The sequence below is a fragment of the Marinococcus salis genome, assembly GCF_054971365.1.
This window is the reverse complement of record NZ_JBQOJB010000001.1, coordinates 165,318-189,614: the sequence shown is the minus strand read 5'-3', so window position 1 is coordinate 189,614 and position 24,297 is coordinate 165,318. Positions and strand designations below refer to the sequence as shown.

At 53.0% G+C, this 24,297-nt stretch carries 18 protein-coding genes and 1 pseudogene; 18 read left to right on the top strand and 1 reads right to left on the bottom strand.

Features of this window, described 5'->3' with window-relative positions; genetic code table 11:
* The first annotated feature begins 133 nt into the window (after nucleotides 1-133).
* From istA to ACTTK6_RS00850, 14 genes and pseudogenes are all read left to right on the top strand, one after another.
* Nucleotides 134-1,347, top strand: a pseudogene (gene istA, locus ACTTK6_RS00915) (IS21 family transposase).
* A complete protein-coding gene (gene istB / locus ACTTK6_RS00910) occupies nucleotides 1,344-2,000 on the top strand; it encodes an IS21-like element helper ATPase IstB (RefSeq protein WP_462832363.1) in 657 nt (218 codons plus the stop codon). The pseudogene istA and the gene istB overlap by 4 nt, the downstream one beginning before the upstream one ends.
* Nucleotides 1,972-2,079, top strand: coding sequence for an ATP-binding protein (locus tag ACTTK6_RS00905; RefSeq protein ID WP_462832362.1), 108 nt, complete (start codon nucleotides 1,972-1,974; stop codon nucleotides 2,077-2,079). The genes istB and ACTTK6_RS00905 overlap by 29 nt, the downstream gene beginning before the upstream one ends.
* A gap of 53 nt (nucleotides 2,080-2,132) precedes the next feature.
* A complete protein-coding gene (locus ACTTK6_RS00900) occupies nucleotides 2,133-3,467 on the top strand; it encodes an ABC transporter substrate-binding protein (RefSeq protein WP_462832361.1) in 1,335 nt (444 codons plus the stop codon).
* 59 nt (nucleotides 3,468-3,526) lie between these two features.
* Complete coding sequence (locus ACTTK6_RS00895) at nucleotides 3,527-4,441, top strand: carbohydrate ABC transporter permease (RefSeq protein ID WP_462832481.1); 915 nt, start codon at nucleotides 3,527-3,529, stop codon at nucleotides 4,439-4,441.
* Entirely contained in the window at nucleotides 4,438-5,286 is an 849-nt protein-coding gene (locus ACTTK6_RS00890; RefSeq protein WP_244897344.1) for a carbohydrate ABC transporter permease, read from the top strand. The genes ACTTK6_RS00895 and ACTTK6_RS00890 overlap by 4 nt, the downstream gene beginning before the upstream one ends.
* Nucleotides 5,287-5,335: 49 nt before the next feature.
* Entirely contained in the window at nucleotides 5,336-7,396 is a 2,061-nt protein-coding gene (locus ACTTK6_RS00885; protein WP_462832360.1) for a beta-galactosidase, read from the top strand.
* Between the two features lie 11 nt (nucleotides 7,397-7,407).
* Nucleotides 7,408-10,452 (top strand): glycoside hydrolase family 2 TIM barrel-domain containing protein, encoded by a 3,045-nt coding sequence (locus tag ACTTK6_RS00880; RefSeq protein WP_462832359.1) that lies wholly within the window; start codon nucleotides 7,408-7,410, stop codon nucleotides 10,450-10,452.
* A gap of 85 nt (nucleotides 10,453-10,537) precedes the next feature.
* On the top strand, nucleotides 10,538-11,737 hold the full coding sequence (locus ACTTK6_RS00875; RefSeq protein ID WP_462832358.1) for an ROK family transcriptional regulator: 1,200 nt from the start codon (nucleotides 10,538-10,540) through the stop codon (nucleotides 11,735-11,737).
* An 85-nt stretch (nucleotides 11,738-11,822) separates the two neighbouring features.
* Nucleotides 11,823-12,176 carry a hypothetical protein gene (locus ACTTK6_RS00870; RefSeq protein ID WP_094907605.1) on the top strand — a complete coding sequence of 118 codons (354 nt, stop codon included), beginning with the start codon at nucleotides 11,823-11,825 and terminating at the stop codon, nucleotides 12,174-12,176.
* 148 nt (nucleotides 12,177-12,324) lie between these two features.
* Complete coding sequence (locus tag ACTTK6_RS00865) at nucleotides 12,325-13,488, top strand: MFS transporter (protein WP_462832357.1); 1,164 nt, start codon at nucleotides 12,325-12,327, stop codon at nucleotides 13,486-13,488.
* A 253-nt stretch (nucleotides 13,489-13,741) separates the two neighbouring features.
* Nucleotides 13,742-14,995 carry an L-lactate MFS transporter gene (locus ACTTK6_RS00860; protein WP_462832356.1) on the top strand — a complete coding sequence of 418 codons (1,254 nt, stop codon included), beginning with the start codon at nucleotides 13,742-13,744 and terminating at the stop codon, nucleotides 14,993-14,995.
* A gap of 57 nt (nucleotides 14,996-15,052) precedes the next feature.
* Nucleotides 15,053-15,409, top strand: coding sequence for a Na-translocating system protein MpsC family protein (locus ACTTK6_RS00855; protein WP_462832355.1), 357 nt, complete (start codon nucleotides 15,053-15,055; stop codon nucleotides 15,407-15,409).
* A gap of 126 nt (nucleotides 15,410-15,535) precedes the next feature.
* Nucleotides 15,536-17,896, top strand: a complete 2,361-nt coding sequence (locus ACTTK6_RS00850) for an FdhF/YdeP family oxidoreductase (protein WP_462832354.1) — start codon at nucleotides 15,536-15,538, stop codon at nucleotides 17,894-17,896.
* Between the two features lie 60 nt (nucleotides 17,897-17,956).
* Here the strand turns inward: ACTTK6_RS00850 and ACTTK6_RS00845 are convergent, their stop codons facing one another.
* Nucleotides 17,957-19,042: a GGDEF domain-containing protein gene (locus ACTTK6_RS00845; RefSeq protein WP_179124030.1), complete on the bottom strand. Its 1,086-nt coding sequence runs from the start codon at nucleotides 19,040-19,042 to the stop codon at nucleotides 17,957-17,959.
* A 327-nt stretch (nucleotides 19,043-19,369) separates the two neighbouring features.
* On the opposite strand from ACTTK6_RS00845, the gene ACTTK6_RS00840 reads away from it, so the two are divergent.
* From ACTTK6_RS00840 to ACTTK6_RS00825, 4 genes are all read left to right on the top strand, one after another.
* Nucleotides 19,370-21,799 (top strand): EAL domain-containing protein, encoded by a 2,430-nt coding sequence (locus tag ACTTK6_RS00840; protein ID WP_462832353.1) that lies wholly within the window; start codon nucleotides 19,370-19,372, stop codon nucleotides 21,797-21,799.
* Between the two features lie 251 nt (nucleotides 21,800-22,050).
* The gene (locus ACTTK6_RS00835; RefSeq protein WP_079474828.1) at nucleotides 22,051-22,521 is read left to right on the top strand and encodes a hypothetical protein; all 471 of its coding nucleotides are present in this window, start codon (nucleotides 22,051-22,053) and stop codon (nucleotides 22,519-22,521) included.
* A 24-nt stretch (nucleotides 22,522-22,545) separates the two neighbouring features.
* Nucleotides 22,546-23,337 (top strand): hypothetical protein, encoded by a 792-nt coding sequence (locus ACTTK6_RS00830; protein WP_079474829.1) that lies wholly within the window; start codon nucleotides 22,546-22,548, stop codon nucleotides 23,335-23,337.
* Nucleotides 23,338-23,377: 40 nt separating this feature from the next.
* The gene (locus ACTTK6_RS00825) at nucleotides 23,378-24,262 is read left to right on the top strand and encodes a hypothetical protein (protein ID WP_079474830.1); all 885 of its coding nucleotides are present in this window, start codon (nucleotides 23,378-23,380) and stop codon (nucleotides 24,260-24,262) included.
* Nucleotides 24,263-24,297 lie beyond the last annotated feature (35 nt).

The window sequence follows — 24,297 nt, the reverse complement described above, 5'->3', positions numbered from 1 at the left end:
AAAGCTGGTAATACACTTTGAGGGGGATGGGTTCATGAAAATGTTAAAGCCGATGATAAACTCCCCATTATAGCCGGAATAAATTTCCCCACGTAGAATACAAACCATAGCTGAGAAAGGAGTGCTGTGGTTTGTGAAAACGAAAGGGGAATTTTTTATGATTAAGGAAATGAAAGAACGGGGGATGTCGATCTCCGATATTGCCAGAGAGCTTCACATGGATCGCAAAACGGTACGTAAATACTCTCGGCTCCGTCAGCACCGGTATCATCCAAACGGAAACAGAAAGCCAGTAAACTCGATCCCTACAAATCCTATTTGGACCAGCGTATGTTGGAGGATCAGGTGTGGAATAGTGTGAAATTGTTCGAAGAAATTGAGGCGCAGGGCTATCGCGGTGGGCTTACCATTCTGAAGGATTACATGAAGCCCTACCGGGCTGCCGCGAAAAAGAAATATACGATGCGGTATGAAACGCGGCCGGGGGAACAGATGCAGGTGGATTGGAAAGATGTTGGGCTGGTGGAGATCGACGGCAAGCAACGCAAACTGTCGTTATTCGTGGTGATTCTCGGATATTCGCGAATGAAGTATGCCTGGTTAACCGACAAACAGGACCTGGAACATGTGATGGAAGGGCTCCTTCGGGCGTTTGAGTATTTTGGGGGCATCCCAAAGCACCTTCTGTTCGACAATATGAAGACGGTAGTCCATGGACGGGATCAGGGGCGGGTATTGTGGAATGAACGATTCGCGGCCTTTGCCGATTATTACGGGTTTATTCCGAAGGCCTGCCGGCCCTACCGGGCCCAGACGAAAGGCAAGGTGGAGCGATCGATTCAATACCTGCAGAACCATTTTCTTCAGGGCCGACCGATCACTTCCCTGGATCAGACGAACCTGGAGCTTTTACGGTGGCTGGATCAGACCGGCAATCGGAAGATCCATCAAACAACGGGGATTTCGCCGCAGGAACGCTGGGCCGAGGAACAGCTGCAGCCGATACATACCGTGAAACGATACGATACCAGTTATCATACGTACCGAAAATCGCACTGGGATGGCTCGCTGTCCTACCGGGGAGAGAAATGGATGCTTCCCTCCGCCTATGCGGGCAACGATATATTGATTAAAGAAACGCTTCATGGCGACCTGTCGATGTTTTGTCAGGGCTCACCGGTTTCCTTTCAGCGATTCGGCCCGTCGGCTTCCCGATGGGAAGACCACAACAAAAAGAAACAGACGGCCCCGGCTGACCACCGGCCATCTGTTTCCCTATCTTCGCTGGATGTCGACACGCGTTCATTGACGTTTTATGATCGGTTCTCGTGGGGAGAACAATCATGAACAAGCGTCTTGAAGCCATGTGCCGCACCTTGAACCTGCCGGTCACGGCGGACCGATGGTCCGCCATGGCCCAACAGGCTTCCACCGATAATATAGCCTATTCGACGTTTTTATACAACCTCCTGGAAGAAGAAGTAGCAGCCAAACATGCCCGGTCGGTGCAGACCCTCCTCAAGTTTGCCCGCCTGCCATTTCGAAAGACCCTGGATGATTTTGATTTTCCGGCCCAGCCCTCGGTGGATCACCGGCGTATACAGGAATGTGCCACCTTGTCCTTTATCGAGGCGAACGAAAATCTAATTTTCCTTGGCCCTCCGGGCATCGGAAAAACGCATCTCGCTGTTTCGCTGGGGCTGGAAGCCATCGCTCATGGCTACAAAACGTATTTTGTGACAGCGCACGAGCTCGTCCTTCAGTGCCAACAAGCAGACGCCCAAGGCCGGCTGGAGAAAAAGATTCGCAGCCTGGTCAAACCATCGGTGCTCATTATTGATGAAATGGGCTATATGAAGCTCGATCCAGGCAGTGCTCATTACCTGTTTCAGGTGATCGCCCGGCGGTACGAACGCGGACCGATTCTCCTCACGTCGAATAAAGCCTTTGGCGAATGGGGAGAAATCATGGGTGATTCCAATCGCGACAGCGATGCTTGATCGGCTGCTTCATCACTCCCATATTTTCAACATGAAAGGGGAAAGCTACCGAATGAAAGAAAAACAGAAGGAAGACTGAGCTTCCTTCTGGGGAATTTTATTCCGGCGTTTTCGGGGAAAGATCGACCGGCCTTGACAAAAACATCATATTGGAAATTGGCAGTAGCGGGGGCAGCGTCGGTAGGTCTGTTAACAGCATGCAGCGGCAACTGCGGAGGTGGAAGCGGTGACAGCGGCGGCGATGGCGGAGGCGGCGACGGTGAACTGAGCGGCGAAGTGGAAGTATGGTCGTGGAACGTGGCAGCGTCATCCCTGGAGCAGGCAGCCGAACAGTTTATGGAAGAGCATCCGGACGTGGAGATTACAGTCCAGGACAGCTCGACCGATGACGTGTACGAGCGGCTGACGGTTGGCCTTGGCTCCGGCGGTTCCGGCCTGCCGGACGTTGTATCCCTGGAGTCCTCCCAGCTGGAAAACTACAAATCCCAATTTCCGGATGGCTTCATGAACCTGTCGGAAAACGGCTTTGATGAGCATGCGGATAAATTCACGGAATTTAAAGTGGATGCCGCGCAGGACGAAAACGGCGACTTTGTTTCGATGCCGTGGGACATCGGCCCGGCCGGTGTATTCTACCGGGTGGACCTGTTTGAAGAAGCCGGGGTGAATCCGGATGATATTGAAACGTGGGATGACTACGTGGCTGCTGGTGAAAAGGTCGTCGAAGAAACGGATGCGTTCATGCTGCCAGTGCAGGTGACCTCCGATGATTCCCCGTACCGCGTGTTTTTGAACCAGCAGGGGGTCAACTACTTTAACGAGGACGGCGAAATCCAGCTCGACACGGACGAAGCCCAGGCGGCGATGGACCTGATGGCGGAAATGAGTGAGAAGGAATTGATTTATAACGCTAACACCTGGGATGCAATGGTCGGGGCAACTGTAAACGGCGACGTGGCTTCGGTGCCGACAGGCGCCTGGTACAGCGGCACGATCATGGATCAGGCTCCGGACATGAGCGGGCAGTGGGGCGTCATGGAACTGCCGACGTTTGAAGAGGGCACGCCGCAGGCAGCGAACTCCGGCGGATCCAACCTGGCGGTACTGGAGTCTTCGGAAAACCAGGATGCAGCCTATGCGTTCGCCGAATACTTTACAACCAATGAAGATGTACAAATTCAGGCCTTTGAAGATTACGGGCTGTTCCCGTCGCTCACCAGCACCTATGAGGATCCGATCTTTGAAGAGCCGGTGGAATACTTTAACAATGAGCCGGTTTACGGCCTGCTTGCTGATACAACCGACAACATTGAACCTCCGGTCTACAACTCCGATATCCCGCGGGCGGAAGATGTGATCATGGACGCGCAGTCCTCGGTCATTCTCGAGGGCAACGATCCAAGCAATGTTATGAGCAATGTGGTCGATCGGCTGGCCAGTGAAACCGGCCGGGAAACATCACAATAACGAATGAACGGGAGAGCGCCTGCTCTCCCATTTTTATAAGGAGGTACAACATGTCGAACATGGAAAACGTCAACTCGGAGCACGCCGAAGAAAAGACGAAAACCAAAAAGAAATGGATCACCCCGAAAACCTTTCCTTACATTCTCGTTTTTCCGGCCGTGTTTCTGTTTGCCGTCTTTACGGTTTACCCGGTTATTTCTTCCTTTATATTAAGCTTCCAGGCTAGTGAAGGGGGAGAAATGAGCTTTATCGGCTTCCAGAACTACATACGGCTCTTTAACGACGGACTGTTTTACCAGTCGCTCATTAACACGTTTACGATCCTGATTATTCAGGTGCCGATCATGATTACGCTCGCGATTCTGCTTGCGGTGATGCTCAATTCAGCACTCATACGCTTTAACGGCTTTTTCCGGGTTTCCTTTTTCCTTCCATCTGTAACGGCGCTTGTTACGGCATCGATCGTGTTTATCATTCTCCTGGACAGCAACTACGGGATCGTCAACTACGTGCTTTCCACGATTGGCCTGGAAAAAGTCTCCTGGCTGAACGACCCGTTCTGGGCGAAGGTGTCGATTATGCTCGTCGTTACGTGGCGCTGGACGGGCTACAACATGGTGATCCTGCTTGCGGGTCTGCAGAACGTTTCCAAGGATCTGTATGAGTCCGCAAGCATCGACGGCGCCGGCAAGGTGCGCCAGTTTTTCTACATTACCCTTCCGCAGCTGAAGCCGGTCATTCTATTTACGGTGGTGCTTTCTACGATCGGTACACTCCAGCTGTTTGACGAGTCGTACATTTTAACGAACGGCGGTCCGAACAACAGCACCTTGACGGTCATTATGTACCTGTACGACCAGGGCTTCCGCTACTTTGACTTTGGCTACGCCTCGTCGGCGATTGCCTATGTGCTGGTAATTATTATCGCTGTATTGTCCTGGATACAGCTGAGAGTTGGGAGTGATCGGGATTGAGTACTTCAACGGCTAATACGCCAAAAAAACACCTGCCGAAAAAAATCGTGCTGTATGCTCTGCTTGCAGTAGGCGTCATCGTTTCCATTTTTCCATTCTACTGGATGGTTATCGGGGCAACCAACCCGTCGGGAGAAATCTTCGGCATTCCGCCGTCGCTGCTTCCCGGCACGTACCTGATCGAAAACTTTATCAACCTGAATGAGTCCATCGGCATTTTGCGCGTCGTGTTCAACTCGCTGTTTATCGCCATTACGTTTACCGCGCTCAGCTTGCTCATATGCAGCGCGGCGGGCTATGCATTCGCGAAGTTTAAATTTAAAGGACGCGACGCTATCTTTTTTATCCTGCTGCTGTCGATGATGATTCCGTACCATGTCACGCTGATCCCGTTGTTCCGGATTTTCGTGGAGCTCAACTGGCTGAACACGTACCAGGCAGTTATTCTGCCGCAGCTCGCGTATCCGTTCGCCATTTTTCTCATGCGCCAGAACATGCAGGCGATCCCGACGACGCTATTGGAGGCAGCGCGGGTGGACGGTGCTGGGGAATTCCGGATCTTTTTCAAAATTGTGCTGCCGACTATGCGTCCGGCGCTCGCGGCTGTCGCCATCTTCCTGTTTATGTTCCAGTGGAACAACTTTATCTGGCCGCTTGTGGTGCTGAACTCTGGGGAAATGTACACGCTGCCGGTGGCGCTGTCGAGCCTTGTCGGCCTGTCAGACATTGATTACGGGCAGATTATGCTCGGGGCTGCCATTTCCGTTGTGCCGATCATGGTGTTCTTCCTGATCCTGCAGAAGCAGTTTATTGCCGGGATCCTGGGTGGCTCGGTCAAGGAATAGGTTAGCGTAATGCAACCGAAATACCACAGCTTTGAAAGGATGATATATATTGAAACGTGACTACGAGTCCATCTTCCCGGCGCCGGGAACGCTTCTGCACGGGGCAGACTACAACCCCGAGCAGTGGCTCGATTATCCCGACAAGCTTGAAGACGACATTCGGCTCATGAAGGAAGCCAACTGCAACGTCATGTCGGTCGGCATCTTTTCCTGGTCGAGCCTGGAGCCGGAGGAAGGGACGTTTACGTTCGGCTGGCTTGACCGTATTCTCGAGCAGTTCGAGGCGAACGGGATCTATGCCTTTCTCGCGTCGCCGAGCGGCGCCCGGCCGGCATGGATGTCGGAAAGGTCTCCGGAGGTGCTGCGGGTAAATGAGCACCGGCAGCGCAACCTGCACGGGCTGCGCCACAACCACTGCTATACCTCGCCGGTCTACCGGGAAAAGACAGAACAGATGAACGCCCGCCTCGCCGAACGCTACGCCCATCACCCGGCAGTGATCGGGCTACATATTTCAAACGAATATGGCGGCGAATGCCACTGTCCGCTTTGCCAGGCAGCATTCCGGCAGTGGCTGAAAAACAAATACGGCACGCTCGAGCAGCTGAACCATGACTGGTGGACGACGTTCTGGAGCCACACGTATTCCTCCTGGGAGCAAATTGAATCCCCGGCGCCGCACGGTGAAACGATGGTGCACGGGCTGAACCTGGACTGGAAGCAGTTTGTTACCGACCAGACGATTGATTTTTACGAGCATGAGCTCCGTCCGTTCCGCAAGGCCAACCCGAAGCTGCCGGCGACCGCCAATTTCATGGAGGCCTTCGACGAGCTGGATTATGCTAAATTCGCCAAAGTGATCGATTTTATTTCCTGGGATTCGTACCCGACGTGGCATTACACGAAAGATGACACGGACCTGGCTGCCTGGGTCGGCATGAACCATGACTGGTTCCGGGCGATGAAGGACGGGCAGCCGTTTTTCCTGATGGAAAGCACGCCGAGCACGACCAACTGGCAGCCGCTCAGCAAGCTGAAAAAGCCGGGGGTGCATATGCTTTCATCCCTGCAGGCAGTCGCCCACGGCTCCGACTCGGTGCAGTATTTTCAGTGGCGGAAAAGCCGGGGCTCGAGCGAAAAATTTCACGGCGCGGTGGTGGATCACGCCGGCCATAGCGAGACGAGGGTGTTCCGGGAAGTCGCTGAGCTTGGCCGGGCGCTCGAAGCCGCGGGAGAGCTAGCGGGAACGACGGTGCAGCCGGAAGTGGCGGTCATTTTTGATACCGAAAACCGCTGGGCAGTCAAGGGCGCCCAGGGGCCGCGAAACAGCGGCATTCATTACGAAGCCACTGTGAAAGACCATTACAAGGCGTTCTGGAAGCAGGGCGTGCCGGTGGACGTGATTGATATGGATAAAGACCTGTCGCCGTACAAGGTGCTCGTTGCCCCGATGCTGTACATGGTGCGAGAAGGCGTCGGTGAGAAAATTACCGAATTTGTAAAAAACGGCGGCACGCTGATCACCACGTACTGGTCCGGCATTGTGGATGGACACGACCTGTGCTTTCTAGGTGGATTTCGGGGCCCGCTCCGCGAGGTGCTCGGCATCTGGTCCGAGGAAATCGACAGCCTCGGCGACGGCGAAGAAAATACCATGATTAAGCGGGCAGACGTGCCGGAGCTCGGGGGCGAATACACGCTCACCGAGCTGTGCGACCTGATTCACACGGAAGGGGCGGAGGTGCTGGCTGCGTACCGGGACGATTTTTATGCCGGCCGGCCGGCACTTACCCGAAACCGTTACGGGGGCGGGCAGGCGTATTATATAGCCGCCCGCCCGGAGGAATCATTTTACGATGATTTCTATGCCTCCGTCCTGCGGGAGAGCGGGGTTGAACGTCTGGTGGACGTGCCGCTCCCGCATGGTATGACTGTCCAAAAACGCGAAAACAACAGCCATCAATACCTGTTTGTCTCCAACTTCAGCGAGCGAAAGCAGAGCCTGACGTCCAAGAAACTGACCGGAACGAACCTGGTGAGCGGGGAAGCGATTCATGAAACCCTCACGCTCCCACCGCGCGGAATTACCATTATTAAACAGTCCAAGTAGGAGGCATTGCTATGCAAAAAGATTGGGAAGACTTAACCACGCTCGAGCGGAACCGCCGGGCAGCCCGGGCCTCATTCGTATCACAGAGCGACACGGGAGGCGCACGGAACGTCACGCTGCTGAACGGTGACTGGAAATTTCACTATGCACCGTCGCCGGAGGAGGCACCGGAAGGCTTTCATGCACCGGACTTTTCCGATGCAAACTGGGATACGCTCGCCGTGCCGTCGCACTGGCAGCTGCACGGCTACGGGCGTCCGCATTACACAAACGTGATTTATCCGTTTCCGGTGGACCCGCCAAACATTCCGTCCGAAAATCCTACCGGAAGCTACCGGCGGACCTTTGAACTGGCGGAGGTGCCGGAGGGCCACACGGTGCTTTTGGCCTTTGAAGGCGTCGACAGCGCCTTTCACGTCTGGGTGAACGGCCGGTTAGTCGGCTACAGCCAGGGCAGCCGGGTGCCAGGTGAATTTGATGTGACGGAGCTTGTGAATGCCGGCACCAATCATATCGCCGTGCGGGTCTACCAGTGGTCGGACGGCAGCTACATCGAAGACCAGGACATGTGGTGGATGAGCGGCATTTTTCGCGACGTGTCCGTGCAGGTGAAGCCGCCCGTCTATGTGAATGACTTTTTCGTTCGTACTATGCTCGACGAGGAGTACCGGGACGCGGTCTGCCGGATAGACGTGCACACAAACCGGGCGGAGGAAGCCTATACGGTCGACGCCTATCTGTATGACGGGGCAGAAGAAATCGGTACGGCACAGCTGCCGGCGGACAGCTCGGGAGCAAGCGCGGATATGCACGTAGCGAATCCAAACAAATGGTCGGCGGAGTCGCCGTATCTATACCAGCTCGTGCTCGTGGTGCGAGACGACAGCGGAGAAGAGGTGGACCGGGTTGTCCACGACATTGGCTTCCGGTCTGTCGAACTGAAGGGCGGCGTCTTTCTCGTGAACGGTGTGCCGATTACGCTGAAGGGCGTAAACCGCCACGACCACGATCCGGAAACCGGACGGGCGGTGAGTGCAGCACGCATGGAGGAAGACGTGCTATTAATGAAGCAGAACAATATTAACGCCGTGCGCACCGCGCATTATCCGAACGCGCCGGCCTTTTACGACCTGTGTAACCGTTACGGACTGTATGTGATCGATGAAGCAGACCTGGAGTGCCACGGCTTTGATGTGATAAATGACTGGAGCCGGCTCAGCCGGGACCCGGAATGGAAAGAGGCCTATCTGGACCGGATGGTACGGATGGTTGAGCGTGACAAAAACCACCCGTCGATAATCATGTGGTCGCTTGGCAATGAGTCCGGCTTCGGCCCGAATCACCAGGCAATGGCCGACTGGGCGAAGGATCGTGACCCGGGGCGTCTCGTGCACTATGAAGGCGAAACACGCCAGCTGATGAATGAAGCAGCGGTACGGAATCAGCCGGACCAGGATCCAACCGCCTCCGACGTGTTTACGACCATGTACACAAGCGTCGAAGTGATGGACCAGCTCGGGGCACACACGGATTATGAAAAACCGCACATTCTGTGTGAATACGCGCACGCTATGGGCAACGGGCCGGGCGGGCTGAAGGAATACTGGGAAACGATCCGCCGCCACGACCGGCTTCAGGGCGGGTTCGTCTGGGAATGGATCGACCAGGGCATTTTAAGTACCACGGATGATGGTAAAAAGTACTTCGCTTACGGCGGCGACTTCGGGGAATATCCGCACGACGGCAACTTTGTCATTGACGGTCTGTTGATGCCGGACCGCACACCTTCTCCGGCGCTCCGGGAATACAAAAAAATCATCCAGCCGATCTGGGTGGAAGCGGGTAGCGACGAGGAATACCGAATCGTGAATGAGTATGATTTTCTCGGCACGGAACACCTCGCGTGGCACTGGCAGGTGAAAATCGACGGCACCACCGTTCAGGCAGGCGAGCTCCGCGGTATTGAAGTACCGGCGCGCACGTCGCAGCTGCTCAGTATTCCCTATGAAACCGTGGAAGCTGAAGCCGGCGAAGAGGTAGTTCTATCGGTGGAATGCTCGCTGAAGGAAGACACGCCGTGGGCACCGGCCGGACACGAAGTAGCCTGGAGCGAGCACGTGCTGCAGGAGGCAGTGCTTCCGGGTGATGTGCCGGTTGAAAGCGACAGTGCATCTGCGCTCACGGTGACAAGGACGCCCACGGAATGGATTATTTCCGGGGAAATAACGCACCTCGCGTTCTGCAGGCAGACGGGCAGAATGAACGCATGGACGCACAACGGGGAGCCGCTGATCGAGCACGGGCCGAAGCTGAATCTGTGGCGGGCGCCGATTGATAATGACCGCTGGGGGCAGAAGGAATGGAAGCCAGTACCATCGGAGACCACGTGGAAATTGTCCGGGCTCCATTATCTGCTTACGCGGACGAACAAAGTCGAAGTGACCGAACACGGCGAAGTGGTGTATGTGGCCGTTCAGGAAAGCGTCGCGCCCCCGGGGCTTGCGTGGGGGATGAATGTCGATTGGACGTATGTTATTGCGCCCTCGGGGACGGTGGATATAGATGTTTCTGTGGTGCCGCACGGCGATTATCCGGAAACAGTGCCCCGGATCGGCATGGAATGGACGGTGCCTAAGTCGATGCAGCAGGTGGACTGGCTCGGCCTGGGGCCGGGAGAGGCTTATCGCGACAGCCGGCAGTCGGTGCGCCGCGGCTCCTGGTCGTCCCCGGTGCCGGAGCTGATGACGCCGTACATTTTTCCGCAGGAAAACGGAAACCGCCACAACGTGCGCGAAGTAACTATTAAAGGGGGAGCGGTATCGCTAACGGCGGAGGCCCGCGGCGAGCGCTTTGACTTTACAATTCAGGAGTATACCCGGGAAAATATGGAACAGGCCCGTCACCGTCATGAACTGGTGAAAGCGGACTATGTGACGGTACAGCTCGACCACCAGCAGCACGGGCTGGGTTCAGCCAGCTGCGGCCCGGATGTGCTGGAGCCGTACCGGCTGTACACCAAGCCTTTTCATTTTCAGCTGCGTCTGCGCGGGGAATAGGACATAGAGAATCCGCGCAGGTTCTATGCACTGCATCAGGGCACGTGGAAGAAGAACCAGGGGCCGCGAAACGGGGGAAACAGTTATGCAAACCGGCAGTTTTCAATGGATGAAGTCCATTAATAAATCGATTGTCTTAAATAAAATCCGTAGCGAGGGCCCGATCTCACGTGCCCAGATTGCGAAAGAAACAAATCTGACGCCGCCGACGGTAAGCGCGAACGTGCGTGAGCTGATCGAGCAGGGCATCGTCAAAGAAAGCCGTCTCGGCGATTCCCGGGGCGGCCGGAAGCCGACGATGCTTGTGATCAATAGCAGCGATTTTTATATTATCGGCCTCGACGCCGGTCCGACAGAAGTGGAGTTCGGCCTTGCCGACCTGTCCGGCACAGTTATTCATCACTTGAAGGCAAGCATTAACCTGATGGAGGAAACGGCGTTTTTGAATGTCGTGAAAAAAGGGATCCATGATTTACTGAATGAAATACCGCTCATGCGGGATAAAGTGATCGGTATCGGCGTGGCCATGCACGGGGTCGTCGATATTTCGACAGGAACTTCGTTGTTTGCGCCGAACCTGCATCTTCGAAACATACCGATTAAAGAAGAACTGGAAAAGGAATTTGGCTTTCTTGTTAAAGTGGAAAACGATGCGCGTGCCATGGCACTCGGTGAAGCCTGGTTTGGAAGCGGGGAAAATGTGACGAGCATGGTGGCGGTGAACGTTGGCCGCGGAATCGGGTCGGGTGTTGTGATCAACGGGGAGCTCTACCACGGAGAATACGATATCGCCGGGGAGCTTGGCCATATGGCAATTGACGTGCACGGGCGCCGCTGTGCGTGCGGAAGCAATGGCTGTCTGCAGACAGTCGCTTCCGGGCCGGCGGTGGCGGAGCGGGCTGTGGAAAGCTTAAAAAATTATCCCGAGAGCGAGATATGGGAATTAATCGAGGGCGATCTGGAGCGTGTGAGCGGAGAAATTATATTTGCCGCCGCTGAGGCGGGGGATCCGCTCGCAGTCGACATTCTCCGTCAGACCGGCGAATATCTCGGCATCGGGCTCACTAATCTGATTCATATTATCAACCCGACCAAAATCATTATCGGCGGCGGGGTCTCAGCCTCCGGAAAGTACGTGCTCGGCCCGGTCCGGCAGACCATTCAGGAGCGCGCTCTCACCCAGCAGGCCAAGCAGACGAAAGTCGTTATTACCGAATTCGGCAGCCAGGCAACTATGCTGGGCGCGGTGGCGCTGCTGCTCGTGGAACTGTTTCAGCCGCAGTGAAGTAAGCTTTTCTCATAAAACATTCACCATTCATGTCTAAATTTCCTTTCTTCTGGGAATAGATGGAGGAAAGGAGTTGTCACTGATGAGAAACACATTCATTGCTGCTCAGATACGTTCGGATCGTTGGGAAGACATCGGCTCTCTTTTTCGTGATAGTGCAATTGTTAACTTCGAACAGGCGAAGGAGCGAAAGGAAGGATTACTTATTCCTTTTTTCTACGATGAATATATGATGTGGAAGCCGGAAACGTACGAGCTGCTGGAGGAACTGCAGGGACGCCCGGTACACATAGAGGAGCTTGCCTCCTGCCGTTTGACCGGTTTTCGGCACGAATTGGTTCTTTCGATCACCGATTGGGAAATTACTCCGGAAGGCATTATGGCCAGGCAGTACCAGAATCACGAAAAAACGACACCAAATGTGCAGCTGATATAAATGAGAGAAGGCAGGGCCCGGTTCGGGTGCTGCTTTTTTCGTGCAGGCCGCATATCGTTTTCAATGTCATGTTCATGTTAGACTGAAATAGAAGATTTTAGGATAGAAAGGGACGGAAGACGCAACAGTCTTTCGAGGTCATTGTGTTATGAATTCACGTGTTTACTTACTGGCGGTGTCGGCGTTTATCGTCGGCATGGTCGAGCTGATTATCAGCGGCATTCTTCCGCTCATTTCGGACGATTTAGGGGTTTCTATTGCGATTGCGGGACAGCTGATTACAATTTTTGCCCTCGTGTTTGCGGTGGCAGGGCCGCTGCTTTTGTCATTTACGTCCAACGTAGAGAGAAAAACCGTCTACATGTGGGCGCTTGCGGTGTTTGCCATCGCGAATATCGGTGCAAGCTTTGCTCCGACGTTTGCGGTGCTGATGACCGCCCGGTTTGTGACAGCGGCCAGCGCCGCTCTCATTATCGTGCTCGCACTCACGATGGCGCCGAAGCTTGTGGAAGCCAAATACCGCTCCCGCAGCATCGGACTCGTCACGATGGGCGTGAGCTCGGCGCTCGTGCTCGGGGTGCCGCTCGGCGTGCTTATCGGCGAGGCGTTTGGCTGGCGGATCATCTTTGTCATGATCGCAGTGCTCACGATGCTGATCGGTGCGCTCATGGTCCGCTTTCTGCCGCGCATGCAGCCAGAGCAGGTGGTCACGGTCGGCCAGCAGATCCGCTCGCTCAAGGATATCAAGATCGTCGGCATTCACAGTGTGACGCTGCTCGTGCTTGCGGGCCACTACACGCTGTACGGCTACTTTAACCCGTTTATGCAGGAGACGATGGGGCTGAACTCGTTCTGGATCAGCGCCATGTTCTTCATCTTCGGTGCCGCTGCGGTCTCCGGCGGAGGCGTCGGCGGCTGGCTGACCGACCAGTTCGGCTCCAAAAAAATGTCGCTTACGTTCATCGCATCGTTTGCGGTGATCCTATTCATCCTGCCATTTGCGACAAACTCGATGGCTCTCTTTATCGCAGCTGTCATCATCTGGGGTATTCTCAGCTGGTCGATCGCCCCGGCGCAGCAGAGCTATCTGATTGCAGTCGCCCCGGAAACGTCGGATATCCAGCAGAGCGTCAACACGTCGGCGCTCCAGGTCGGTATTGCGATTGGTTCCATTCTCGGCGGCATCGTCGTGGAACAATCCGTCGTCGCAGCCACCTCCTGGGCCGGAAGTGCACTCGTCGTAGTCGCCATGGGAATTGCGCTGATGGCGTACCGGGCGCCGCGCGTGCGGGGGAGTGAAGCGAAAACGTAAACGATCAGAAAAAACAATTGTAATTCAGCCCAAAAACAGCTATGATAAAGATGTTCATAAAGCTGTAACATTTAAACACCGTGGCAGCGGTCCTGTTGGCGGTTTTAAATGAGTATAATCTTGGAAACGATTACATTAGTATTTCGGCAGAGGTCCTGCCTGAAGCTAAGCGTCGTTCTGTTTTCGTCTGGGAATTTTTCTCCCGGCGGCACAGGCGGCGCTTTTTTTTATTACATATTGGGGAGTGAGAAAGATGAGTAAAACAAAAAACCGCTGGCTGATTGCGCTCGCGGCTGTCGGGATTCATATTTCCATCGGCTCGGTCTACGCCTGGAGTGTCTTCACCAATCCGCTCATTAACACGTATGGCTGGAATTTAAGCGCGGTGTCGCTGACATTTAGTATTGCGATTCTGTTTCTGGGGCTTTCGGCTGCCTTTATGGGCCATTTCGTTGAAAAGCACGGGCCGCGGGTGTCGGGAATGGTGGCCGCGAGCTTTTTCGGCTTCGGCATGATCGGATCCGGGGCGGCGACGATGCTGGAGTCCCTGTGGCTGTTGTACATAACGTACGGAATACTTGGCGGGATCGGCCTTGGCATCGGCTACATTACGCCGGTGTCGACGCTTGTGAAATGGTTCCCGGACCGCCGGGGGCTCGCGACCGGCCTTGCCATTATGGGATTTGGCTTTGCAGCCATGATCGCAAGCCCGGTGATGGCGTCTCTCATTGAAGGCGCCGGTATTCCATGGACGTTTTTCATTTTGGGGGCCGTGTATTTCACGGTGATGATGAGCTCGGCGCTGTATCTCGAGCGTCCGCCGGAGGGCTACATGAAGGAATACGCAGCTGCCGGAAAACAGAAGCCGGACCTGGCACAGCTGACGGCGAATGAAGCAGTCAAGACGCGCCGCTTCTGGTACCTGTGGGTGATGCTGTTCATTAACGTGACGTGCGGAATTGCGATTTTATCGGTCGCTTCCCCGATGGCTCAGGAAATTGCCGGGCTGTCGGCGGCCGCCGCGGCAACGACAGTTGGTCTGATGGGCTTTTTCAACGGCGCGGGCCGGATTGCCTGGGCGAGCATTTCCGACTATCTCGGTCGCCCGAATGTTTACACGGCGTTTTTCCTGATCCAGATTGTCACTTTCTTTGCGCTGCCGAACCTGACTGTGGCACTCCTGTTCCAGCTGGCACTGTTTTTGATCATGACGTGCTACGGTGGAGGCTTTGCTTCCATCCCGGCCTACATCGGCGATATCTTTGGCACCAAGCAGCTGGGCGCCATTCACGGCTACGTGCTGACTGCCTGGGCGGCTGCCGGGCTTGCCGGACCGCTGCTGGCCTCCTGGATCCGCAGCGTCACCGAGAGCTACGCGCTCACGCTTTCGATTTTTGGCAGCATGTTTATCGTCGCACTTCTCGTATCCCTGCTGATCCGGGTCGACATCCGCCAGCTGAAGCAGGCAAACGCTGAGCCGGCCAAAAAAGAGAGACTTTCGAGTTGATTTTTCCGGCCGCCGGGCATAAAATTTAGAGAGCTTAATATAGTAAAGGTGAAAAAAATGAACAAATACGAAGCTGAGTTCAGCAACCTGGTCAAAGCATTTCGCAAACGGCATATGGGCAAGGGCCCGGGCAAAATCAGCACGACCTTCTGCAAGCACTGGGCCATCTGTGAGATGGAGGGCAATCTGTCGCCGGTGGAAAAGTTTATTGCCGCCGCGGACAACGGGGAACAGATGCTGCGGGCGGCCCGGACCGAGATGGTCAAGGACATGTACAAAAAGAACCATCCGGTGGAGATGGAGGAATTCCTCGGCAGCACGTTCGTCGATTTGTATGTGGATATTGATATCGAAAAGGACTTTGGCATGTCGATCTTTGTATTCAGTGACAACATTCAGGAGAAATTTACTTAAACATACAGCCGGTTAGGCACTTCGCAGCGACCCTGCAAAAGACTCAACCGCTTTGCGCTCCGGGCGATTCAGGCTCCGGGGCGTGAAGTGGTTTTTTTATTATTACATATAGAGGAGTGGTCAGTTATGGGAGAGACAAAGCATCAGGGACCAATGAAAAAAGCAAAAATGCCGGCGCCGGAGCACTGGGTAAGCCCGATTCCGTTCGGGCTCGGCAAAGTAAAGCCAAAGCATATCCGGGATACGATGAAGATTGCCTGGAATAATAAGGACAACCTCGGCTACGCCAAAAATATTATTACAAAGGGCGTCTGTGACGGCTGCGCGCTCGGGGTCTCCGGGCTGTATGACCAGACGCTCAGCGGGCCGCACATCTGTACGACACGGCTGAACGTCCTGCGGCTGAATACGATGCCCGCAGTGGAGGACGAGATTTTAAATAAGGATATTGATGAGCTGCGTGAATACTCGAGCACTGAACTGCGTGAGCTTGGCCGCGTGCCGTATCCAATGATCCGCCGCAAGGGGGAGCGCAAATTTTCCCGGCTCAGCTGGGATGAGGCCATGGATACGATTGCGGATAAAATGAAAGCACTGGATCCGAAGCAGTATGCGTTTTACCTGACATCTCGCGGTATTACGAACGAATCCTATTACGTGGCTGCCAAGGTTTCCCGGTTTCTCGGAGCGAACCATATCGACAACGCGTCGAGAATCTGCCACTCGCCGAGCAAGACGGCGCTCAAGCGCTCCGTCGGCGTCGGAGCATCGACAGCCAACTATCAGGACTGGATCGGCACCGACGTGCTGATGTTCTGGGGGAGCGTGGCGTCCAACAGCTCCCCGGTCTCCACTAAGTACATGCTGGAAGCGAAGAAAAAGGGGACAAAAATAATCGTCATCAATCCGTACCGCGAGCCGTCGATGGATGAGTACTGGATTCCGTCGAATCCGGAATCGGCACTTTTCGGAACCAAGGTGGCGGATGATTTTTACCAGATTAATATCGGCGGCGACATTGCGTTTATGCACGGCATCATGAAGCACTGGTTCGATATGGAGGAAGAGGCACCGGGTTCCGCGATCAATCATTCCTTCGTCGACGAGCACGTGAATGGCTATGAGGAGCTGAAGCAGCAGGTCGCAGCCCAGTCCTGGGAGGAAATTACGGCGTCCTCCGGGGTAACGCAGGAGCGGATCATTGAGCTTTCCGACCTGCTCGCCCGCAGCAAAAATGCGGTGTTCGCCTGGGCCCTCGGGCTGACGATGCATTCCTTTGCGACCGACAACATTTCGCAGGTGGCTAATCTCGCGCTTTTGCGAGGTTTTCTCGGACGCCAGTACAGCGGCCTGATGCCGTTTCGCGGCCACTCGAGCGTGCAGGGAAGCGGGGAAATGGGTGCCGACCCGTTTGTGCTTCCGGGCGGTGACTTTAAGGGCGGTAACATCGAACGGATTGAGAAGCTATGGGGTTTTGAGGTGCCGAAATGGCAGGGCGATGTGGTCGGCGTGACGCTTGAAAATATTATGCTCCCACAAGATCACGAACGTAAAATCAAAATGTACTATTTGTCCGGCGGGAATTTCCTTGAGACGATGCCGGATCCGGCCTTTGTAGAACAGGCGCTCTCGGAGCTTGACGTCCGCGTTCATCAGGACATTATCCTGAATACGTCGACGCTTGTGGACGCGAAAGAAGCGGTGATTGTATTGCCGGCTAAAACCCGCTACGAGCAGGAGGACGGCGGAACATCAACGTCGACCGAGCGGATGGTTTACTTTTCCCCGGAAATTGAAGGCAACAAAAATAAAATCGAAGAAGCACGCGCGGAATGGAAGATCTACATTGACCTCGCCAAACGCGTGAAGCCGGAAACCGCCCACCTGGTTGATTTTAAGGACGGCTACGAGGTGCGCGAGGAAATGGCGAAGGCAAACCCGAACTACGACGGTGTCCAGCATTTGAAAAAGCAGGGTGACGTGTTCCAGTGGGGTGGTGCGTGGCTGTGCGAAGGCGGCGTCTGCCCGACACCGGACGGCCGCGGCAATCTGATCCCGGTCGAAATCCCGGATTTAAACCGGCAGCCGGGAGACTTTTACCTCACGACCCGGCGGGGCAAGCAGTTTAATTCAATGGTGTACAAAACGACCGATCCGATCAACGGCGCAGAGCGGTACGATGTGCTGATGAATGAAGCGGATGCCAGAGACAACCGTCTCACGGACGGCGAAGCGGTGGTGCTGTACAACCGGTATGGTGTGTTCCAGGGCCGGGTACGCATGGCTGATATGGCTCCGGGCAACCTGGGCGTTCATTTTCCAGAAGGTAACTTCCTGCTGCCAAAAGGACGCTACGAGCAGTTTGCAAAGATCCCGGATTACAATATCAGCGTAAAGGTGGAAAAAGCCGAAAAATTCAACGCCCGCAAGGATACCGAGTATCTGGAGAAACGGGTAGATGACCTCGAGGATACGCCGGGTGCGTAATGAAAGACTAATAGTATAAATGAAGAGCTGTCTATTGAACGGGCAGCTCTTTTGGCTTAACTAACTTACTGATTCTGGTGCACAGACGCAGTTGCGTCCCTGCCGTTTGGCCTGATACAGTGCTTGGTCTGCCAGCTCATACAAAGCATGAACGTTTTTTTCGGGCACCGGGTAGGATCCAACCCCAATGGACACGGTGATAAATTGGGGAGCGGGTTGCCCGGAAAGGATAAACGGGGTGCGGGCGACATCAGTGCGAATACGCTCGGCAATGGTTAACGCGTGGGTTTCGTCGCAGTCATACAAAATCACGCCGAATTCCTCTCCACCGATGCGAAAAGCCACATCATCCGGCCGGATAGAAGCAACAATTACATGACTGAGCTGCTTTAAAACCATATCGCCCTCAAGATGCCCGTATGTATCATTGATTTGTTTAAAGTAATCGATATCAAGCACCAACAGCGACAGGGGGCGGCTGCTTGCCGGATATTCCTCGGCGGCCTGCCCGAGCAGCTCCTGAAAGGCGCGCTGGTTGTAGAGCGTGGTTAAATTATCCCGGTAGGCCTGGTACTGGTAGCGGTTAAACATCTGGTTCACCTGCGTGAGATGGACAAACATATAAACCGCAATGGCCGTGCCCAAAAGAGAGGCGAAAGAATAAAAAAGAGCCGCAGCTGCCCATTTGTCGAAAGGCAGCAGCTGGGAAAGCAGCAGGGTCATGTACACATTGGTCACAAGCACCATCCAGCCCGCCCGCTGCCAGACGTTTTGAACAAGGGCGTGAATGAGAGCCCCTGAACCAACGCTCAGGCCGAGCAGCAGGATCGCGGGCACGGAAGACATGCTGAAATCCATCAGCAGCCGGCCGAACGCAAGAATACCTCCGGTAATCAGAGTCGGCATCCATCCGCCAAAAACCGCCATCAATGTGACCGGTACAAGGCGTAGATCAATGATGGTCGTTTCGTTCAGTGGAATTGTATATACGAGCAGGACAAGGCCAAGAAAGCCGCTGGCAATGCCGGCGGCCAATTTTTGTTTTACCGGGGAAGACGTGCTTAAAGGCGTCTTATACAATAAACGGTGAAACAAATAGATAAAGGATATGAGAATAGTAATATTTATAAAAAATCCCGATAGCATAAAATCCTCCACGACTTCATGTTTTCCTGCCCGCAGAAAGGAATGCATCTTTCCGCCTGCGTGCCTGTACAGGCTTTCTTCTCAATCATATCATCTTTATTGCACAAAACCGCTTTTATCAAAAGAAATAGCATAAATGAGTAAAAAGGACATTTTATCAAAAGCCTGCCAGCTGATTATTTAGTACTAACGTTTCCTGATAAATCCAGAACCGAAAATAAAAAAGCAGGTGTTATTTAAATGCGTTGACTTTCCAACCGATAAATAGTATAGGTTAATCAAGTCTAAATACCTAAAATATGTGGTGGATCACCAGAGGTGAACGTGATGGATATTACTTATGAATCGTACAGCCCCGGACTGGTTGTATTGTCTTTAATAATTGCCGCACTGGCCTCTTATACTGCTTTTCATGCGGCAGGGAGGCTGAAAACGTCGGGGACGAAGCATAAAGCCCTCTGGGCCATGAGCGGGGGCGTCTGTCTGGGCGGGGGCATCTGGTCGATGCATTTTATCGCCATGCTTGCCATCGACATGGGCATGCCTGTAACATACGACCCGCTTTTGCTCGCGCTGAGTATTGTATTTGCGGTAGCAGCAAGCTGGCTCGCTTTTCTGATTCTTCGATTTTTTCAGCCCCGTCTGCTCGTTCATCTTCTGGGAGCCATTTTAATTGGAAGCGGGATCGTATCGATGCACTATGTCGGCATGGCAGCCATGCAGATGGAAGCCGGGGTGACGTACAATTCATTTTTAGTGGCGCTATCTGTGGTGATTGCATTTCTTGCGTCGTTTACAGCTCTGCGTCTGCTTTCCCTCATCCCCCGGATCCGGAACCGCCTGCGCCAGGAGGCCGGTTTTATTGGCAGCTCACTGCTGATGGGGGCGGCTATTGCGGGCATGCATTACACCGGCATGGCTGCTGCTTCCTTTGAACACAGCAGCGCCGGCATGGCTGTGGCCGGCCCGGAGGCGGTAAATGCCGATCTGCTGTCCATTTTCATCGGCATCGGAATTATGGGCATTTTGATCATTACGACAATTGTTGCGGTTTTTGACCGGCAGATGGAATTTAAAAAAGAGCAGCTGCACTACATTGACAGCCTGTATCAGACTATTATTCATTCGGCGAACGACGCGATTATCACGTCGAATATGGATATGTTTATTATTTCCTGGAACCAGGCCGCCGAGCGGATTTTCGGGCACCGGGCAGCAGATATCGTCGGTCAATCGCTTTCGATTATTGTGCCGGATGCTTACCGTAAACGAGTGGAATACTTTCATGAAAACGGTGAAGAAGTACAAAGCGGTTCACTCGTGGAACTGGAGGGGGTTCACCGGGACGGCTACACGTTTCCGCTTGAGCTCTCTTTTTCCCGGCAGGAGAGCGGCGGCGAAAATATATATATTGGCATTATCCGGGACATTTCGGAGCGTGCCCGGCAGAATGAGCGTATCCAGGAGCTGATCTACCGGGATGATTTAACCCGGCTGCCGAACCGGCGCATGCTGAACGAGCAGCTGGCTGCCACCATTGACCGGCAGCCGGATAAGAAGCTTGCGGTGCTGTTTATTGACCTGGACCGATTTAAAAATGTCAACGACGTTTACGGACACCGCATCGGCGACGAACTGCTGGTTACCGCCTCTGCACGGATGGCTCAACTGCTGCGGGAGACTGATGTTCTTGCCCGCCAGAGCGGTGATGAGTTTGTTGTAGTGATGCCGGATGTAACAGGCTATCAGGCCGGGAACACGGCCCAGGCCATCCTGCAGACGCTGAACCAGGTGCTTTTGATCGAAGAAAACGAGCTGTTTATTTCCGGCTCCATCGGCATCAGTATGTATCCAGATGACGGGGAAACAGCCGAGGAACTGCTGAAGCACGCCGATACAGCCATGTATAAATCGAAAAATAACGGAGCAGGCCAGTACCGCTTTTTCACCTCGGATATGAACGACGAGGTATCCAAAAAGCTGATGCTCGAATCCGGTCTGCGCAAAGGCATGATCAGCGAAGAATTTCTGCTGTATTACCAGCCGCAGGTGGACGTGCTGACGGGGGAAGTGAAGGGATACGAAGCGCTGGTGCGGTGGGAGCACCCGGAGCTCGGCATGGTACCGCCGGCCGAATTCATCCCGCTTGCCGAGGAAACTGGACTGATCGTGCCGCTTGGGCGCTGGATTCTCCAGGAAGCGTGCCGGCAGATGGCGGCATGGAAAGGGGAGGGAAGCACCGTAACCCGGATGTCGGTGAATATTTCTACGCTGCAGTTCCAGCAGCCCGACTTTCTGAAAATGGTAACAGAGATTTTGGAAACCACCGGCCTGCCGCCAGAGTACCTGGAGCTTGAGCTGACCGAAAGCATCGTGCAGGATCTGGAGCATTCTGTTCCTTTAATGAAAAGCATCCGTGCCAAAGGCATTCGTATTTCTCTCGATGATTTTGGCACTGGCTACTCATCGCTCAGCTACCTGAAGGATTTTCCGATTAATACCCTGAAGATTGATAAAACCTTTATGGACAGCATCGAGGACGGCCAGCGCGAAGAAGCCATCGTGGAAAGCATTATCCATATGGCGCAGCGTCTCGGATTCAACGTGATCGCAGAAGGCATCGAAAAATGCTCGCAGCTGCGCCTGCTCTCAGAGAAAGCCTGCCAGGAGTACCAGGGGTACTATTTTAGCCCGCCGCTCCCGGCCGAAGCCATCCGTGTATATAAAGGACAAAAAGACGAAGAACGGACGTCTTAATGGATAAAATGACCTGTGCAGGTGTGATCTGCGCGGGTTTTTTTGGTTGGGAGAAGGAAAAAAGAAGAGATTTAAATGAATGCGGGAAACAGAAAATATATCTCACAGCATATAAATTAATTTTTTCTAATTTTTTTCAATTTATAGTAGGAAAATGTAAATTATTTTTCTATAATAGGTATATAAGACTAAGCTTAAAGGACCAATAAAATGTGGTTGTGAGCATTAAATACTTTTAAGGGGGAATCGTGTTGAGCGATGAAAACAACAAGAATCAGGAGAATGAAGGAACCCGGCGCACATCCGGAACAGAAAACAAGCAAGACGCTAATGTGAAAGCTCCGCCTCTTGAACCAAAGCATAAAGGGATTGGCGGCCTGCACTGGGTTTTTGCAACTACGGGTCTTGTGCTGGGGGCAGTAATTATGTTTTTTATTTCCGCTTCTACAGGTCTGGAAGCAAGCGGTGTTTCGGAAAAGGAAGCAGTGGCAGAGGCTCATGCTCTTTACGAAGATAATTTAATCAGTCCGTCTACGGCGGAGTGGGCCCCGTTGGAAGAAACGGAAACGGAGTATCTGGGAGACGATCGTTACTATACAAAATCATATGTGGACGCCCAGAATGAAAATGCTGTACAGGCACGGGAAGAATTTGAAATTTGGTATGAATACGATAAAGATGAAGAAGAATGGTTTATGGAAGATTGGATTGTAACGAACTAGCAGCATAACAGAGGAGGAACCAGCATGGGTGTTTCTGAAATTATGTTACTGGTCGTGATCGTCGTTGGAGCTATTCTTCTTGGCTTCAGTATGTTTTTATTTGTGAAACGAAAAGGAACAATCGGCGGACCGATGCTTTTAGCCGGGGTACTTGCTTTTGGTCTCGGTTCATTTTTCCTTTTTGCCTCGCAAAGTGACAATCCAGTGACGCCAAGCAGTGCGTCGAGTAAAGAAAAAAATAACGACACTGATTCAAACCAAAGCGCTTCGCAGGAAATGGGAGACATAGAAGCAAATGAAAATGCTGCGGAAAGCGGGAGCGACTCCAACTTAAAATCTTCAAGTGGTAGTGGTGCTTCTGCGAAAGCCTATGAAGAGCAGGCAATCACAGACATTACTGAGCTTCTAGTTCAAACAGAACAGCTATATGAAACGCTCGACACCTATTATTACGATGAAGGTTATAACTATAGTACGTACGAACAGGCACATAAAGAATTATTGGCTTTTGAGGAACTTATTGATGCTATTTACCCTGAGGAAGCAGGCTATGAGAATTATGAAGGATTCGAAGGAGCTTATAAAGCTTTTTTGGACGAATTATTGTTCTTAGCGAGTGATCTGTATCCAGCGATAGAGGATTATTACAATGGAGAAGACTACGAGGGGACTTTAGCTATTTTGGTGTATGAAGAACCTCAATATTTAGAAGAAGCAGCAGACGCTTTGGAAACGAGCGCCGAGGAAGCGTTCAAACACTATGATTTTGTGGAAGAAGTGGGTGGTGAAGGCTGGGAAGATTCTAATTACTATTAAAATCTGAGTTTAAAAATGCTCAAACAAAGGAGGAAATCTCTTGGAATGGATGTCTATATTGCCGCTTGCTGGCATTGTACTTGGAGCAATTTTTTTAGCCTTTAGTATTTTTCTGTTTATCATCAAAAAAGGAGGAGTGGCCGGTCCTATGTTAATGGGCGGTGTACTCGCTGCCGGCCTCGGTTCTTATTATTTTGTTACCGGGGAAGAAGCTGCTTCTGAAATCACTGCTTCACCGGAAGAGGAAACAAAGGGTGAGGGAGAACAGAATGAGGAAGCGAAAGAGGGGGAGACTTCAGAAGAATCTGTGGCGAGTGAAGACAAGCAAGAAGAATCTTCAGAAGAAGAGGCCGGAGAAAATGAAGAATCAGAGACGGAAGCAAGCGATGAAGAAAAGGAAGACTCGGAAGCAAACAGTGAGCAAAGTAAGGAAGAAGAGCCAGTAATAGGCGATGCCGGCGGGGGAGCAGAAGAATATGAATACACAGCTTTATATCATCTTAATGATGTATACGAAGAGCTTGCTTATGTAGCTGTTTCCTCGGAATCCTACTACAACAGCGCGGATATAGATAGTGAATATTATAATAGTGCCACCACCGATATTTATTCCATGGAGGAAGCGATTGAAGAGGCACGGGACCTTCAAAATCCCCCGGAAGGATACGGCAAGTTTCAAATGACCTATCAGGAATTTCTCGATGAAATGCAGGATTACTCTGACAAGCTGTACAACGCAATTGAAGAATATGAGTACAGCTATTATGAGGATGATACCCTGGAAGAGATAATTACAACTACCAACACACCGGTAGTGGATGCAGTCGAAGTCATGAATACTGAATCGGATGAGGTGTTTGAATACCTGGATCTTCGTTATGAAACGCAGAATGCTGATTGGGAAGAGGATTTTTATTACGATTGAAGATGAGAAGCCCGCGCATATAAATTGCACGGGCT

What these genes read in the sequence shown, in the direction of transcription:
- ACTTK6_RS00865 (WP_462832357.1), top strand. Translation starts at nt 12,325, where the DNA reads ATGAATTCACGTGTTTACTTACTGGCGGTGTCGGCGTTTATCGTCGGC.
- ACTTK6_RS00845 (WP_179124030.1), bottom strand. Translation starts at nt 19,042, where the DNA reads ATGCTATCGGGATTTTTTATAAATATTACTATTCTCATATCCTTTATC.
- ACTTK6_RS00870 (WP_094907605.1), top strand. Translation starts at nt 11,823, where the DNA reads ATGAGAAACACATTCATTGCTGCTCAGATACGTTCGGATCGTTGGGAA.
- ACTTK6_RS00860 (WP_462832356.1), top strand. Translation starts at nt 13,742, where the DNA reads ATGAGTAAAACAAAAAACCGCTGGCTGATTGCGCTCGCGGCTGTCGGG.
- ACTTK6_RS00840 (WP_462832353.1), top strand. Translation starts at nt 19,370, where the DNA reads ATGGATATTACTTATGAATCGTACAGCCCCGGACTGGTTGTATTGTCT.
- ACTTK6_RS00895 (WP_462832481.1), top strand. Translation starts at nt 3,527, where the DNA reads ATGGAAAACGTCAACTCGGAGCACGCCGAAGAAAAGACGAAAACCAAA.
- ACTTK6_RS00830 (WP_079474829.1), top strand. Translation starts at nt 22,546, where the DNA reads ATGGGTGTTTCTGAAATTATGTTACTGGTCGTGATCGTCGTTGGAGCT.
- ACTTK6_RS00880 (WP_462832359.1), top strand. Translation starts at nt 7,408, where the DNA reads ATGCAAAAAGATTGGGAAGACTTAACCACGCTCGAGCGGAACCGCCGG.
- ACTTK6_RS00855 (WP_462832355.1), top strand. Translation starts at nt 15,053, where the DNA reads ATGAACAAATACGAAGCTGAGTTCAGCAACCTGGTCAAAGCATTTCGC.
- ACTTK6_RS00875 (WP_462832358.1), top strand. Translation starts at nt 10,538, where the DNA reads ATGCAAACCGGCAGTTTTCAATGGATGAAGTCCATTAATAAATCGATT.
- ACTTK6_RS00850 (WP_462832354.1), top strand. Translation starts at nt 15,536, where the DNA reads ATGGGAGAGACAAAGCATCAGGGACCAATGAAAAAAGCAAAAATGCCG.
- istB (WP_462832363.1), top strand. Translation starts at nt 1,344, where the DNA reads ATGAACAAGCGTCTTGAAGCCATGTGCCGCACCTTGAACCTGCCGGTC.